Source organism: Rhizobium sp. YTUHZ044, from assembly GCF_051123975.1.
Classification (GTDB): Bacteria; Pseudomonadota; Alphaproteobacteria; order Rhizobiales; family Rhizobiaceae; genus Rhizobium.
The window spans coordinates 1064074-1077330 of the sequence record NZ_CP101426.1 but is presented as its reverse complement, the minus strand read 5'-3'; the positions used below and the strand labels follow the sequence as shown (position 1 = coordinate 1077330).

Below are 13257 nucleotides of genomic sequence, written 5' to 3'. Positions count from 1 at the left end.
AGTCACGACTTCAGCTCCTTCCAGGCCGCGTCCAACGCCAGCCTGGTAATCCTTGCCATATCGTCTACCTCCGCGTGGGTGATGACAAGCGGCGGCGAGGCCAGCATGCGGTCGCCGGTGGCGCGCAGCACGAGGCCGTTCGCCAGTGCATGGTTGCGCACCAACGCGCCGATCTGATCGGGCTTGTCGAAGCGAGTGCGCGTGCTCTTGTCGGCAGTGAGCTGCAGGCCGCCCATGAGGCCAATGCTGGCTGCCTCGCCGACAAGATCGTGTTCGGCGAGCGCCGCCCAGGCCTTGCCGAAATAGGGACCGATATCGTCGCGCACCCGCTCGACCAGTCTTTCCTCCTCGATGATGCGCAGATTTTCGAGTGCGGCGGCGGCGCAGACCGGATGGCCGGAATAGGTGAAGCCGTGATTGAAGTCGCCGACCTCATTGATCAGCACGTCGGCGATGCGGTCGCTGACGAGCACGCCGCCGATCGGCAGATAGCCGGAGGAAAGCCCCTTGGCGATCGGTGCGAGATCCGGCTCGACGTCGAAATGCTGGTGGCCGAACCAGGCGCCCAATCGACCGAAACCGCAGATCACCTCGTCGGTCACCAACAGGATATTGCGCGCCTTGCAGATGCGGTCGATCTCCGGCCAATAGGTCTCAGGTGGGATGATGACGCCGGCAGCCCCTTGCACCGGCTCGGCGACGAAGGCGGCGACATTCTCCTCGCCGAGCTCGTCGATCTTCGCTTCCAGCTCGCGCGCGACTTTGAGGCCGAATTCGGCGGGCGAGAGATCGCCGCCCTCGCCGTACCAATAGGGCTGACCGATATGGACAATACCCGGGATCGGCAGGTCGCCCTGCTCGTGCATGTATTTCATGCCGCCGAGGCTGGCACCGGCAACGGTCGAACCGTGATAGCCGTTCTTCCTCGCGATCACGATGTTCTTCGACGGCTTGCCGACGGCGCTCCAATAGACCCGGGCCATGCGAAACCAGGTGTCGTTCGCTTCCGAACCGGAGCCGGTGAAGAAGATATGGTTGAACCGTTCGCCGGCATGGGACGTAACCTTCTCAGCCAGCAGCGTCGCCGGCGTCGAGCTCGTGCCGAAGAAGGTGTTGTAATAGGGCAACTCGTTCATCTGCGTTGCGACGGCCTCGGTGATCTCCCGGCGGCCATAGCCGATATTGACGCACCAGAGGCCGGCGAAGCCATCTAGATATTTCCTGCCGCGATCGTCGAAGATGTGGCAGCCCTCGCCGCGCTGGATGATGCGCGCGCCTTCGGCATTCAGCTTCTTCATGTCGGCGAAGGGATGCAGGTGGTGCGCGGCGTCGATCGCCGCAAGGTTCGAGGGTGGGTAAGTATCGGGCATGGCTGGTGAAAGACCCTCGCGGATTGAAAGGCTGTTGTCGATGAGATAGGAGCTTGGCCTTGTCCCGGAGGATTTTCAAGGCCATGGCGAGCGACAGGATGGACGGCAAGGCCTGGGGTGGCGACCCGCGTTTCGAAATCCTGATCGTCGGTATGAATGGCGATCTGCGCGGCAAACAGCTGCCGCCGGGCGCAGAAGACAAGGTCTGGGCCGGAGAGATCCGCCTGCCGACCTCGACGCAATCGCTCGACATCTGGGGCGACGACAATGACGATATCACCGGCCTGTCGCTGACGATCGGCGATCCCGATGGCAAGGTACTCCCCGACCGGCGCAGCCTGGCGCCGATGCCCTGGGCACCCGAGGGCTCGATGCAAGTGCTCGCCAGCATGCATGAATTCGACGGCAGCCCCAGCTTCATGGACCCGCGTGCCATCCTCGCTTCTGTATTGGAGCGCTATGCGGCGCGGGGATTGACGCCTGTGGTGGCGACCGAGCTGGAATTCTACGTGATGTCGGGAGACTGGCGTGAGACCGGTCGCCCCTGCCCGCCCGAAGGCCTCACCTATCGCGGTGAGCCGAACGGTTTCCAGCTTTACGACATGAGCGCCGTCGACGCACTCGACGACTATCTCGGGACGCTGAGGGCCTATGCGAAGGCGCAGGGGCTGCCGGCGGAAGCGACGACGGCGGAGTTCGGTCCCGGCCAGTTCGAGATAAACCTGCTGCACCGCCCCGATGCGCTGGCGGCCGCCGACGACTGCCTCTACCTTAAGCGCATCGCCGAACAGGCGGCGCGCCGGCACGGGCTGAAATCGACCTGCATGGCCAAGCCCTATTCCGACCATGCCGGCTCCGGCCTGCATGTGCATGCAAGCGTCATCGACCGGCAAGGCCGCAACATCCTCGATGCCAAGGGCGGCGAGCCGAAGCGGCTCAAATCGGTTGCTGCCGCGCTGCTCAACAGCATGCGCGAAGCGCAGCTGATCTTCGCCCCCTTCGCCAATTCCTACCGCCGCTTCCAGCCGGGCTCGTTCGCACCCGTCGATCTCACCTGGGGCAGCGGCCATCGCGGCACGGCGATCCGCATACCCGACAAGGACGGGCCGGCCGCCCGTATCGAGCATCGTGTCGCCGGCGCCGATGCCAATCCCTATCTGCTGCTCGCGGCAATCCTCGGCGGCATGCTCACCGGTCTCGAACACGAACTCGACCCTGGCGAGGAGACGACGCCCTCGCATACGCCTGCGAATACCACACGGCTGACGCATGATTTCCTCAGCGCCGTCGAGGCTTTCCGCACCTCGCCGCTCATCACCGATATTTTCGGCGCGCGTTATCAGGCGCTCTATGGCGACACAAAGCGCAAGGAAGCGCTTGCGCATCTGCGCACCGTCTCGGATTTCGACTATCGCACCTATTTGCCGCGGCTCTGAAATTTTCAGCGGCCGGTTTACGCGGCGGGCTCGCGGCGTTCATCGGCATTCACCTGCGCGGCGAGACCCTGTTTGACAAGAACCTTCAACTCGCCCGGATGCAGCCGGATCGAGACGTCGCGTTCGAGCGGCAGCAGCTCGCCGTCCATGACGCAATTGGCCTTGGAGCGCAACTTCGGGAAATGCAGCTGCACCTCGGCCGGGTGCATCACCATGACATCGGCGTTCTCGCGGACCTTGCCGCGCAGCATGTCGACGGCAAGGCGGGCGACACCGAGGGGTTTTAGCGGATTTGCAGTATAAAAGCCGAGTTCGCCGCTTCTCAGATTGTCGGCGTAGAGCAGCGGATTCTCGCCGAAGGGATTGTTGGAGACCGAAATCGCCGACACCCTGCGGCGTTCGCGCATGCCGGCCGCCTGGAACTCGACCTCGAATTCCGGCGGATTGAAGATGACGCCCAAGGCCGCTTTCGTGCTCGCCCGTATTTTGCCCAATCGGGAGCGATAGCTGTAGGCGTTGCGGTAGCGAACCATCCGAGCATGCAGACCGGCGGAAAACTGGTGAATGAAGGGCCGGCCGTTGGCGCTGGCAATATCGACATTATCGATCTCGCCGGAGGCAAGCACATCGAGCGCCTGCCAGATATCGAGCGGCACGCGCAGCGAGCGGGCAAAGAGGTTCATCGTGCCGGCGGGTACGACGCCGAGCGCGACGCCGTTTTTCCAGGCGATCGATGCCGCCGCCGAAATCGTTCCATCGCCGCCGCCGGCCACGATCCCGTCGATATCGTCGCGCTTGGCCGCCCGCTCCATGGCGGGAATGATCTCCTTTCCGGAGAAGACGATGGCGTCGAAATCGTGCCCGGCGTCGCGGAATGCTTCTTCCGCCCTCTTTTCGTAGGCCAGCATGTCGGTGGTCCGGAAGGTGCCACCGTCGCGATTGAAAAAGCCTACAAACTTCATAAGGGCTCCCGTCCCTGGCGCGGAAACAATACTGCCTTTGCTCCTGAGATGGTTGCGGTATCGGCGATTTCAAGCGCGGCCGCTTTTCCTAAGAAGCAGCTGAAATGCAATATTGCAACTGACATATGCACATAGCAGGACGCTGCACTGCAGAAAACGCACTCGACGCCAGCCGATGCGTTCGGGATAGATGAGGAATATCGGAGATACGTATCTCCGCCTCCCGCCATTCGAATGATCGGCCCGCAGCCGCGCTTGCGCCAGCGGCCATCGCCAAGCCAAAACCGCATCGAGGAACTCTCGTGAGTGAGATTACCGTCAATGATTCCATCGACAGCCAGGATGAAGCGCTGCCGTCGGCAACGACCGTGGCGCTGGTGCAACTGGCGCTCGCCTGTGGCGGCTTCGGCATCGGCACCGGCGAATTCGCGATCATGGGGCTCTTGCCCAATGTCGCCGCCACCTTCTCGGTGACGACGCCGCAGGCCGGCTACGTCATCAGCGCCTATGCGCTCGGTGTCGTCGTCGGCGCGCCCGTCATCGCCGTGCTCGCGGCGAAAATGGCACGCCGCACGCTGCTGCTGACACTGATGCTGATTTTTGCCGCCGGCAATATATCAAGCGCCATGGCGCCGACCTTCGAGACTTTCACCCTGCTGCGCTTCGTCAGCGGCCTGCCGCATGGCGCCTATTTCGGCGTGGCGGCGCTTGTCGCCGCCTCGATGGTGCCGGTGCATCGGCGCGCCCGAGCGGTCGGCCGCGTCATGCTCGGCCTGACGGTTGCGACACTTCTCGGCACGCCCTTGACGACATTTTTCGGACAGTCGCTCGACTGGCAGGTAGCGTTTTTCTCCGTCGGCGTGCTCGGCCTGCTGACGGTGACGCTGATCTGGTTCTACGTACCCAAGGACCGGGTTTCCGAAGAAGCGAGTTTCGCACGCGAACTCGGCGCCTTCCGCCGACCGCAGGTCTGGCTGACGCTCGGGATTGCTGCCGTCGGCTATGGCGGTATGTTCGCCATGTTCAGCTATATCGCCTCGACGACGACCGAAGTGGCGATGTTGCCGGAAACGGCCGTTCCGATCATGCTGGTGCTCTTCGGCGTCGGCATGAATGCCGGCAATTTCATCGGCTCGTGGCTCGCCGACAAGTCGCTGCTCGGAACGATCGGCGGCTCGCTCGTCTATAATATCGTCGTGCTGACCACCTTCTCGCTGACCGCCGCCAACCCCTATATGCTCGGCCTTTCGGTCTTCCTCGTCGGCTGCGGTTTTGCCGCCGGCCCGGCGCTGCAGACGCGGCTGATGGATGTCGCCGCCGATGCGCAGACGCTGGCCGCAGCTTCCAACCATTCCGCCTTCAACATCGCCAATGCGATCGGCGCCTGGCTCGGCGGCCTCGTCATCGCCTCGGGTTACGGCTTTGCGGCCACCGGCTATGTCGGCGCGGCACTCTCCTTCCTCGGCCTCTTCGTCTTCGCAGCCTCAGCCCGCCTGGAGAGCCGCACCCGCAGCACGCAGGCGGCGTGACCGATCTTCGCTGCAACGCGTGCAGGTGCGACATTCTGGCGTTAAGCATTTAGCCGGCTTGACTTTTTCCGCGTTCGGCACCACGTAGCATGCACGTGGACGGCACCTGTCAGCCACGGATTTCAACGGAGTCATCTTAGCGATGCCAAGCGACAGTAGCAGTCGATTGCCTTTGCCGTACGCGGCCGCCCTCGTGCGCTGACCGACTCCTGTCGGCTCGCCCGATCGGACGCTACGGCGGATCGACGGAAAGGCGAGCCTCATGAATATCAATCGCTTCCCTCTTCGGGCAGGCCATGCCGCCCGTGCCTTCATCAACAATAGCCGCGGCGCCACGATCGCCGAACGCGTCGACGCGTTGAACGCGCTTAGCATCCAGGACGCCGGACGGGTGCTGTCCGGCATGCCGCTCGACTATGCCGTCAACATCCTCGACCGGCCGGAGCTTCGCAACGCCGCACAGATCCTGGCGCTGATCAGCGCCGAGGACGCCGCACGGCTGCTGCATGGCATGTCCAACGACCGCGTCGCCGACGTGCTGCTCGAACTCGACGGCGAGACCCGCGCCCGGCTGTTCTCCAGCCTCGACGAGCCGGTGCGCGTCTCTATCCAGCATCTGATGGGCTATCCGCCGCGCACGGCCGGCAGCATCATGACGACGGAATTCGTCAGCGTGCCGGATAGCTGGACCGTTGCCCAGACGCTCGATCATGTGCGCCAGGTCGAACGTTCGCGCGAAACCGTCTACGCCATCTACGTGCTCGACGAGGTTAGCCATGCTCTGATGCACGTGGTGACGCTGCGTCGCCTGATCACCGGCGAGCCGGATGCCTCCATCCTCACGGTCGCTCAAAAAGGCGCTCCGGTTTCGGCCGATCCGCTGATGAAGCAGGAGGACGTCGCCCGGCTGATCCGCAAGCACGACCTGCTCGCCTTGCCTGTCATCGACGAACATGGGCAGGTGCTCGGCATAGTCACCGTCGACGACGTGATCGACACGATGATATCGGACACCACGGAAGCGGCCCAGAGGTTCGGCGGCATGGAGGCGCTCGGCCAGCCCTACATGAAGATCGGCTTTGCCGGCATGATCCGCAAGCGCGCAGGCTGGCTCGCCGCCCTCTTCCTCGGCGAGATGCTGACGGCGAGCGCCATGCAGCACTTCGAAGGCGAGCTGGAAAAGGCCGTCGTGCTGACCCTGTTCATCCCACTGATCATGAGCTCCGGCGGCAATTCCGGTTCGCAGGCGACCTCGCTGATCATCCGCGCCCTTGCACTCGGCGAGCTGAAGCTTTCGGACTGGTGGAAGGTGCTGTTCCGCGAATTGCCGACCGGCATCGTGCTCGGCGCGATCCTCGGCCTCGTCGGCTTCATCCGCATCGTTTTCTGGCAGTCAGCCGGGCTCTATGATTACGGCCCGCATTGGCAGATGGTCGCCATCACGGTGTTTGCCGCCCTGATCGGAATCGTCACCTTCGGCTCGATCTGCGGCTCGATGCTGCCCTTCATGCTGCAGAAGTTGCGGCTCGATCCGGCCAGCGCCTCGGCCCCCTTCGTCGCCACGCTGGTCGACGTCACCGGACTTGTCATCTACTTCTCGGTGGCGCTGCTTATCCTCAGTGGGACGCTGCTGTAGAGCAAAAAGCCCCTCATCCTAGCCCTCCCCGTTCTGACGCGGAGAGGGGACGTGCCTTGCGAGAGGCCTATGGAGGCTGAGAGGTCGCGACCTATCCCCTTCTCCCCGCGTGCGGGGGAGAAGGTGCCGGCAGGCGGATGAGGGGGCGGGCTCGAGGTCCGAGCAGAGAAAAAAGTATTGTTCGTCAACAAACTGCCAGCAAACCGAGGGAAATTATCTCACCTCTGGCAGCTTCAGCGGCCCATGCGTCTTGATGCTGCGGATGGCGAAGTTCGAGCGGATGTCGCTGACATTCGGCAAGGTCAACAGCGTGTCCGTCAGAAGTCGTTCATAGGCAGCGAGATCCTCCACCACCACTTCTGCCAGAAAGTCGGCGGTACCCGAAATCAGGAAACACGAGACGATCTCGGGGATGGCGAGCAGCGCCTTCTGCTGCGCCTCGGAATTTTCGCGGCTGTGATGCACCACCTTGAACTCGACGAAGACCGTCAGGCCGAGACCGACCTCCTTGCGGTCGATATCGGCGGTGTAGCCGCGGATGATACCGGAGCGTTCGAGATTACGAATGCGGCGCAGGCAGGGTGACGGTGAGAGATTCACCTTCTCGGCGATCTCGACATTGGTGGCGCGGGCATCCTCCTGCAGGCATTTCAGGATGGCAATATCGAATTTATCGAGATTTGGCATTTTCGCGATATCCATAGGCATAATTTGGCAGAAGATTGCGTATACCACGATTTTCAAGCCACAGATAGCAAGGACATGCCCCGGCCTCCGGCGCTAATCTCTTCCTCAACCGGACAAGATCCGGATGGAGGAAAGGATTGGAACGATGAGCACGATCGCATTTTCAAACGACAAGTCACCTTCGCAGACGCTCGGTTATGCCGCCGGCAGCATCACCGTCTTGATCTGGGCGACCTGGTTTCTGGCGACCCGCCACAGCGCCGCGACGTCGCTCGGCTCGATCGATATCGGCCTCATCCGCTACGGCATTCCGGCGCTTGCGCTTTCGCCCGTCTGGCTTCGCATCGGTCTGCTGCCGAAGGGCGTGCCGCTCTATCTGCTGGCGGTCATGGTCGCCGGCTGCGGCGCGGTCTTCTTTCTGGTGACGACGCTTGCCATTCACTCCACACCGGCGGCCTCCTCCGGCATCCTGCTCGGCGGCTCGATGCCGCTTGCCACCGCACTGATCGGCATTGTGCTGTTTCGGGAACGGCCGGATGTCACGCGCCTCGCCGGGCTGGCCGCCATAGTCGGCGGGGTCCTGATCCTGCTTGCCCGCAGCCTTGCCGATGCCTCCCTGCCCTGGACAAGCTTTGTCATGCTGCCGGCCGGCGCCGTGCTCTGGGCAAGCTACACCCATGCCTTCCGCCGCTCGGGTCTGACGGCCATTCAGGCGAGCGCACTGATTGCCGTCTGGTCCTTCCTGATCATGGCCGTGCTCGCACTCGTCTTCGGTATCTCGCTGCCGCAGGCCCCGCTTCCGGAAATCGGCCTGCAGGTCTTGAGCCAGGGCATTCTGTCGGGCCTCGTCGCCATGGTCGCCTATGGCACGGCCGTTCGTACCCTCGGCGGAACACAGGCCGCCGCCTTCACGGCGCTGACGCCCGTTCTTGCCACGCTCGGCGGCGGCCTCCTGCTTGGGGAAGCAATCGGCGTTGCCGAAATCAGCGCCGCCGTGATCACCGGCATCGGCGTCGCACTTTCGACGGGGATTGCCGCGCGACGCTGACCGTCAGCCGCGACCGGCAATACGAAGCCGCCGACAGCCATTGCTGCGGCGGCTTTTCAGTGTGTTCTCGGTCGTTCAGGCCTGGATGACGACGACCCTGGCGCCGACCTCGACGCGGCTATAGAGGTCGATCACATCGTGGTTCATCATGCGGATACAGCCGCTCGACATGGCGAGACCGATCGATTCCGGCTGATTGGTGCCGTGAATGCGGAAATGCGTGTCGTTGCCGCCGCGATAGAGATACATCGCCCGCGCGCCGAGCGGGTTGTTCGGGCCGCCCGGCATGCCGCCCGCAAGCCTGCGATAGCGTTCCTCGCGGCGCTGCATGTTTTCCGTCGGCGTCCAGCTCGGCCACTCGGCCTTGCGCCCGATATAGGCGTTGCCGGCAAATGCAAGTCCCTCGCGGCCGACACCGACGCCATATCGCATCGCCCTGTTGTCACCGAGGACGTAGTAGGCGCGACGCGCCGGCGTGTCGATGACGATCGTGCCCGGCGCATGCGCGCTTTCATAGGCCACTTCCTGGCGGCGAAGTTCCGGCTTGATCTTGTCGATCGGCACCTGCCTCAGCGGAAACTTTTCATCCGGAAGCGCGGCATAATTCGTCTGGCTGTTCAAGCCGGTCGAGGAGCAGCCGGCGACGAAGAGCGGCAAAGCGATCAGAAAACCCCGGCGGGAGATCGTCATGAATGTGTCCTTAGCGCGTCAACAAGATGTCGCAAGCTAAGGAATTTATGGTTAACGAACGGCTAACAGCAGCCGCCGAAAGGCGATCACGAAGACGTCAGCGGTCGAAATAACCGCCGATGTCCGGCGCTCCACCTCACATATTCGGATAGACTGGCCCCTCGCCGCCCTGCGGCGGCACCCAGTTGATGTTCTGGTTGGGGTCCTTGATGTCGCAGGTCTTGCAGTGCACGCAGTTCTGGGCGTTGATGACGAAGGTCTTGTCGCCATCCTTCTCCACCCATTCGTAAACGCCGGCCGGACAGTAGCGGGTCGACGGGCCGGCATAGACGCCGAGTTCGGAGCTCTTCTGCAGCCCCATGTCCTTGACCTGCAGATGCACCGGCTGGTCTTCCTCGTGATTGGTGTTCGACAGGAACACCGACGACAGGCGGTCGAAGGTCAGGACGCCATCCGGCTTGGGATAGGCGATCGGCTGGTGATTGGCGGCCGGCTCCAGCGACTGCGCATCGGTCTTGCCGTGACCAAGCGTACCGAAGAAGGAAAATCCGAACAGCGTGTTGGTCCACATGTCGAGGCCGCCAAGTGCCACGCCAATCGCGGTGCCGAACTTCGACCACAGCGGCTTGACGTTGCGCACCCGCTTCAGATCCTTGCCGATGTCGCCTTTGCGCCATTCATTCTCGATCTCGACAACCTCGTCGTGGCTGCGGCCGGATGCGATCGCCGCCGCCACCCTCTCGGCCGCCAGCATGCCCGACAGCACCGCATTATGGCTGCCCTTGATGCGCGGCACGTTGACGAGGCCGGCCGAACAGCCGATCAGCGCGCCGCCGGGGAAGGAAAGCTTCGGCACCGACTGATAACCGCCCTCGGTGATCGCACGCGCCCCATAGGACAGCCGCTTGCCGCCCTCGAAGGTTCCCCGGATCGCCGGATGCGTCTTGAAGCGCTGGAACTCCTCGAAGGGATAGAGATAGGGGTTTTTGTAATTGAGGTGGACGACGAAGCCGACCGCCACCAGATTGTCTTCGAGGTGGTAGAGGAAGGAACCGCCGCCGGTCTTCATGCCGAGCGGCCAGCCGAAGGAGTGCTGCACCAGGCCCCGCCTGTGATTCTCGGGCTTCACCTGCCAGAGCTCCTTGATGCCGATGCCGAATTTCTGCGGCTCGCGATCCTTCTGCAGATCGAACCTGGCGATCAGCTGCTTGGCGAGCGAACCGCGCACGCCTTCACCGATCAGCGTATATTTGCCGCGCAGCTCCATGCCGCGGGTGTAGTTCGGGCCGGGCTCGCCGTTCTTCTCGATGCCCATGTCGCCGGTGGCGACGCCGATAACCCCACCCTTGTCGTCATAGAGCACTTCGGTTGCGGCAAAGCCCGGATAGATCTCGACGCCGAGCTCCTCCGCCTTGCCGGCCAGCCAGCGACAGACGTTGCCGAGCGACACGATGTAGTTGCCGTGATTGTTCATCAAGGGCGGCATCAACACATTCGGCAGACGGATCGAGCCGGCCGGGCCGAGCACCAGGAAGTGATCTGCGGTCACCTCGGTCTTGAAGGGATGATCGGCTTCCTCGCGCCAGCCGGGCAGCAGCCGGTCGATGCCGACCGGATCGACGACGGCGCCGGACAGGATATGGGCGCCGACCTCCGCGCCCTTTTCCAAGACCACGACCGACAGTTCCGGATCGACCTGCTTCAGCCGGATCGCCGCCGCCAGACCGGCAGGACCGGCGCCGACGATCACAACGTCGAATTCCATGCTCTCGCGTTCGGGCAGCTCAGTCGTCTCGGTCATTCATTCGTCTCCGCTCGGCCAGTGGCCATCATCCCATGGCCACTGTCTTGTCAAAACCGCGACGCATTGTCGAGCCGGGATGCGACAGCCAATCCTCAATTCGCACAAAGACATTTCTGCCGATACGAGAGTTACAATAACGCTTACGTTAACGTCAATTGCGAAACCAGCGAGACCCAACCCTCCCTTTCCTTTTTCGTCGCCCGCGCCTTATACATCCCTCGAAGACATCGGAGAAAATCATGGATCTCGGTATCAAGGGAAAACGGGCGCTCGTTCTCGCCTCCTCGCGCGGGCTTGGCCTCGGCATCGCCGCGGCACTCGCGCGCGAAGGCGCAAACGTGCTGTTGTGCGGGCGCAGTGGCGAACAGCTGGAGGCCAATTGCGCGGCGATCAACAACGAAGGCAATGGCCGGGCCGACTGGATCTGGGCTGATCTTGGCGACGAGCGCTTTGTCGAGACGGCAACGACGGCGGTGAAGGAGAAGTTCGGCGGCCTCGACATCCTCGTCAACAATACCGGCGGACCAACGCCCGGCACGACCGAAGAGATGACGGCCGAAAAGCTCGAAACCTATTTCCTCTCCATGGTCGCGCGGGTGATCACGCTCACCAACGCGCTGCTGCCTGATATGAAGGCGCAAGGCTGGGGCCGCATCCTGACGGTCGCCTCATCAGGCGTGATCGAACCGATCCCCAACCTGGCCCTGTCGAACACGCTGCGCCCGGCGCTTGCCGGCTGGAGCAAGACGCTTGCCTCCGAAGTGGCGAGCTTCGGCATCACCACCAACCTGCTTCTGCCGGGCAGCATCTTGACGAGGCGGCTCGACGATCTTGACGGCGCCGCGGCAAAGCGGACGGGCAAAAGCCTCGAGGAAATTCGCGCCGACAAGGAGGCGCGCATTCCCGTCGGCCGCTATGGCAGGGTCGAGGAATTTGCCGCAACGGCCGCCTTCCTGTGCAGCCAGCCCGCAAGCTACATTACCGGCTCGCTGATCCGCTGCGACGGCGGCGCGGCACGGTCCGTCTAGAGCCGCTCAGGCCGCACGGGCCGCCGCGGCGGCCCAGGTCGCCGCGCTCCGGATCATCTGTTCGACATTGGCCGGATCGTCGGCGAGTTCGGCGAGTTCGGAAAGCCGATGGAAGCCGGTCAGGATCGCAATACGCCGTCGGTCGAGCCTGCGTCCGGTCAGGAATTCATAGGCCGAGACGATGCGCGCGGTCAGATCGGGCGAGATGAAGTTCGAATAGATGAACTCCTGGTGCAATGGACCAAAACCTGAATCGGCGAAATCGTAAATGCCGTTGAGCCTACCCTGCCGATAGTCGAAGGCCATATTCCAGCCGTGACCGTCGAAGAAACCGTAGATGTTGCCGTAGGGATCCGGCGGCAAGGCTTCGAAATCCGAAACAACGGTCTCGGCAAAGCCTTTGATATCAGCCGGCAGCACCGGCAAAGCCTTCGTTCGAACCGCCTCTGGCGATTGCCATGGCTGGATCACTCCGGCGCCGGCCGCCCGCACGCGATCGGCATCGAGCGCGTGCAGTTCGGCGTAGAAACGCGAGAGATCCTCCGCCAGGCGCTGGCGGTCGCCCTGCCCGAGCGCATCGTAATCTTCGGCAATGAGATGTTGCCCCTCGAGCTTGGCATGGCTGGAGAAGATCGGCGGCCCGTCGTGAATGCGCATGTCGGGCACCGCCATTGACAGCGACGGTCGAACGATATCGAGCAAGGCGGCTTCCTTCACGAGCGCTCTTTCGGCGCCGATATGGCGGGGAAACTTGAAAATCAGCGTGTCGTCGACGTCGACCGCCATCGAATCCCAGCCCTTTGCCGCGAGCTTGAAAACGGAGCCCGTCAGTTCAGGAAACACGCTTGTGATGAGGGTGCGAAATTCGCTGACGTTCAACTCTGTCATGACGACCTGCCTTTTCTGTTTCCCTGTTCCTTGGGTGCAGGCGAGCAGCATCGGCCCGTCGGGAACTGTCGGCGTGCAGCCGCCGAAGCCGCGCCAAGTGGCACCCGGACTATATTAGTGCAATTTGAATATTACGGAACATTCATTACAAAAATTTAAGCCGTTATAACCACTTAGTG

General features: G+C 62.8%; 11 protein-coding genes. 5 read left to right on the top strand and 6 right to left on the bottom strand.

The window, feature by feature from the left end; translation table 11 throughout:
• Positions 1–2: 2 nt before the first annotated feature.
• Positions 3–1370: an aspartate aminotransferase family protein gene (locus NL154_RS05250; protein WP_434733701.1), complete on the bottom strand. Its 1368-nt coding sequence runs from the start codon at positions 1368–1370 to the stop codon at positions 3–5.
• An 83-nt stretch (positions 1371–1453) separates the two neighbouring features.
• On the opposite strand from NL154_RS05250, the gene NL154_RS05245 reads away from it, so the two are divergent.
• Positions 1454–2806: a glutamine synthetase family protein gene (locus NL154_RS05245; protein ID WP_434734145.1), complete on the top strand. Its 1353-nt coding sequence runs from the start codon at positions 1454–1456 to the stop codon at positions 2804–2806.
• A 17-nt stretch (positions 2807–2823) separates the two neighbouring features.
• Here the strand turns inward: NL154_RS05245 and NL154_RS05240 are convergent, their stop codons facing one another.
• Entirely contained in the window at positions 2824–3768 is a 945-nt protein-coding gene (locus tag NL154_RS05240; protein ID WP_210628549.1) for a diacylglycerol/lipid kinase family protein, read from the bottom strand.
• 302 nt (positions 3769–4070) lie between these two features.
• On the opposite strand from NL154_RS05240, the gene NL154_RS05235 reads away from it, so the two are divergent.
• On the top strand, positions 4071–5297 hold the full coding sequence (locus NL154_RS05235) for an MFS transporter (RefSeq protein ID WP_210628550.1): 1227 nt from the start codon (positions 4071–4073) through the stop codon (positions 5295–5297).
• Between the two features lie 262 nt (positions 5298–5559).
• Positions 5560–6933, top strand: a complete 1374-nt coding sequence (gene mgtE / locus NL154_RS05230) for a magnesium transporter (RefSeq protein ID WP_210628551.1) — start codon at positions 5560–5562, stop codon at positions 6931–6933.
• Positions 6934–7146: 213 nt separating this feature from the next.
• On the opposite strand, the gene NL154_RS05225 is transcribed toward mgtE, so the two are convergent.
• Positions 7147–7620 carry an Lrp/AsnC family transcriptional regulator gene (locus NL154_RS05225; RefSeq protein WP_210628552.1) on the bottom strand — a complete coding sequence of 158 codons (474 nt, stop codon included), beginning with the start codon at positions 7618–7620 and terminating at the stop codon, positions 7147–7149.
• A 145-nt stretch (positions 7621–7765) separates the two neighbouring features.
• On the opposite strand from NL154_RS05225, the gene NL154_RS05220 reads away from it, so the two are divergent.
• Positions 7766–8668 (top strand): DMT family transporter, encoded by a 903-nt coding sequence (locus NL154_RS05220; protein ID WP_210628553.1) that lies wholly within the window; start codon positions 7766–7768, stop codon positions 8666–8668.
• A gap of 75 nt (positions 8669–8743) precedes the next feature.
• Here the strand turns inward: NL154_RS05220 and NL154_RS05215 are convergent, their stop codons facing one another.
• Complete coding sequence (locus tag NL154_RS05215; RefSeq protein ID WP_210628554.1) at positions 8744–9358, bottom strand: L,D-transpeptidase; 615 nt, start codon at positions 9356–9358, stop codon at positions 8744–8746.
• A gap of 136 nt (positions 9359–9494) precedes the next feature.
• Positions 9495–11159, bottom strand: coding sequence for an electron transfer flavoprotein-ubiquinone oxidoreductase (locus tag NL154_RS05210; protein ID WP_221147746.1), 1665 nt, complete (start codon positions 11157–11159; stop codon positions 9495–9497).
• A 242-nt stretch (positions 11160–11401) separates the two neighbouring features.
• Between NL154_RS05210 and NL154_RS05205 the strand changes: the two genes are divergently transcribed.
• Positions 11402–12190 carry an SDR family oxidoreductase gene (locus NL154_RS05205; RefSeq protein ID WP_210628556.1) on the top strand — a complete coding sequence of 263 codons (789 nt, stop codon included), beginning with the start codon at positions 11402–11404 and terminating at the stop codon, positions 12188–12190.
• 6 nt (positions 12191–12196) lie between these two features.
• Here NL154_RS05205 and NL154_RS05200 read toward each other — a convergent pair whose 3' ends face one another.
• The gene (locus NL154_RS05200; protein WP_434733700.1) at positions 12197–13078 is read right to left on the bottom strand and encodes a phosphotransferase family protein; all 882 of its coding nucleotides are present in this window, start codon (positions 13076–13078) and stop codon (positions 12197–12199) included.
• Positions 13079–13257 lie beyond the last annotated feature (179 nt).

Excerpts from the sequence above, each read along its gene's own strand:
- NL154_RS05250 (WP_434733701.1), bottom strand. The coding sequence starts at position 1,370 with ATGCCCGATACTTACCCACCCTCGAACCTTGCGGCGATCGACGCCGCG.
- NL154_RS05245 (WP_434734145.1), top strand. The coding sequence starts at position 1,454 with ATGGCGAGCGACAGGATGGACGGCAAGGCCTGGGGTGGCGACCCGCGT.
- NL154_RS05240 (WP_210628549.1), bottom strand. The coding sequence starts at position 3,768 with ATGAAGTTTGTAGGCTTTTTCAATCGCGACGGTGGCACCTTCCGGACC.
- mgtE (WP_210628551.1), top strand. The coding sequence starts at position 5,560 with ATGAATATCAATCGCTTCCCTCTTCGGGCAGGCCATGCCGCCCGTGCC.
- NL154_RS05225 (WP_210628552.1), bottom strand. The coding sequence starts at position 7,620 with ATGCCAAATCTCGATAAATTCGATATTGCCATCCTGAAATGCCTGCAG.
- NL154_RS05220 (WP_210628553.1), top strand. The coding sequence starts at position 7,766 with ATGAGCACGATCGCATTTTCAAACGACAAGTCACCTTCGCAGACGCTC.
- NL154_RS05215 (WP_210628554.1), bottom strand. The coding sequence starts at position 9,358 with ATGACGATCTCCCGCCGGGGTTTTCTGATCGCTTTGCCGCTCTTCGTC.
- NL154_RS05210 (WP_221147746.1), bottom strand. The coding sequence starts at position 11,159 with ATGACCGAGACGACTGAGCTGCCCGAACGCGAGAGCATGGAATTCGAC.
- NL154_RS05205 (WP_210628556.1), top strand. The coding sequence starts at position 11,402 with ATGGATCTCGGTATCAAGGGAAAACGGGCGCTCGTTCTCGCCTCCTCG.
- NL154_RS05200 (WP_434733700.1), bottom strand. The coding sequence starts at position 13,078 with ATGACAGAGTTGAACGTCAGCGAATTTCGCACCCTCATCACAAGCGTG.